This window comes from Novacetimonas maltaceti (assembly GCF_002906255.1).
Classification (GTDB): Bacteria; Pseudomonadota; Alphaproteobacteria; order Acetobacterales; family Acetobacteraceae; genus Novacetimonas; species Novacetimonas maltaceti.
The window spans coordinates 1-1,360 of the sequence record NZ_POTC01000132.1 but is presented as its reverse complement, the minus strand read 5'-3'; the positions used below and the strand labels follow the sequence as shown (position 1 = coordinate 1,360).

Here is a 1,360-nt window from a genome sequence, read left to right as displayed (position 1 = left end):
TCTTCGGGAAAAAGGGCCGCAGACGATCCATCTGCTCCTCCGTCAACCAATACAGGTCACTCATCTTCAGTCTCCTCACAGAGGCTGAATCAGATTTCCGCAATCATATCAATGGGTCCTGAGCCTAGCACTACAGTTGCATTTTGTGTTGAGTTCTGAATCTATGGGTAACCATGATTCAGGATATGATGAGTGGCGGTACGTCTGTTGAAGAGACGCTGGAATTATGGGCGCGCTCGCTTCGGTCCGCCAAGGATCGGATGGCGCCGCTGTTCACGCAAAAACGTGTCGTAGATTCGGCCTGTGCTTTTCTTGATGTTTTGATTGGCAATGAACCACGCAAGACGGGATGGATGCGAGCGGAAGCCGCAGGAGATCCTGGTCCATGGCGGCAGCAGGCGCTTCTGGGACGCGGGCACTGGGATGCCGATGCCCTTCGTGACGTCGTCAGGGATTATGTGATTGAGCATCTGGGCACTGAAGAGGGCGTGCTGGTCATTGATGAGACCGGTTTTCTGAAGAAGGGTCAGGCGTCCTGCGGTGTGGGGCGGCAGTATACGGGATCTGCCGGCAAGATCACGAACTGCCAGATTGGTGTGTTTGGCGCTTATGTTTCGGAACGGGGGCATGCCTTTATTGACCGCGCCCTGTATCTCCCGAAAGACTGGACATCAAAGCCTGAGCGTCTGAAGCGGGCCCACGTTCCCGATGACGTGGTGTTTGCAACCAAACCGGCGTTAGCCTCGATGATGATTGAGCGAAGTATTGAGGCCGGTGTGCCGTTCCGCTGGGTTGCAGCAGACAGCGTGTATGGCGTGGGCGACGTAGAACGCACGCTTCGCCGGGCAGGAATTGGATATGTGCTTGGGGTCAAGGGCAATCACTGGTTCGGATCATGGGCAACGGAACCGCTGATTGCCGGAGAGGCGAAAGATATTGCAGCAGGACTGCCAGACCAGGCCTGGCGTCGTCTGTCAGCGGGGCACGTCACAAAAGGTGAGCGACTTTATGACTGGGCGTATCTTCCGCTTGCTGATCTGGATGCTGAAGAATTTGACTGCCCTATAGCCGGACCATGGACACGTGGCCTGTTGATCCGCCGAAACATCGCTGACGGGGACCTTGCCTATTTTACGACCTGGAGCCCGAAAGGGACAACCACGCAGGAACTGGTGAACGTTGAAGGGACGCGCTGGAGGATCGAAGAAGGGTTCGAGACGGCCAAAAACGAATGGGGCTGGCATAGGTAAGCATTGTTTGGGACGGTTCACGCGGACAGTTTAGCCCATTGAGTGAGGATTTTCAGGAGTTTTGCCGGCGAGCGGATGTTGAAGCGCCACTCGCACTCGGCCAGGAAGAG

The 1,360-nt window shown here is 55.9% G+C and carries 1 pseudogene; it reads left to right on the top strand.

Annotated features, from left to right (window positions below):
- Window positions 1-173: 173 nt before the first annotated feature.
- Window positions 174-1,247, top strand: a pseudogene (locus KMAL_RS16635) (IS701 family transposase); the annotation flags it as partial.
- Window positions 1,248-1,360 lie beyond the last annotated feature (113 nt).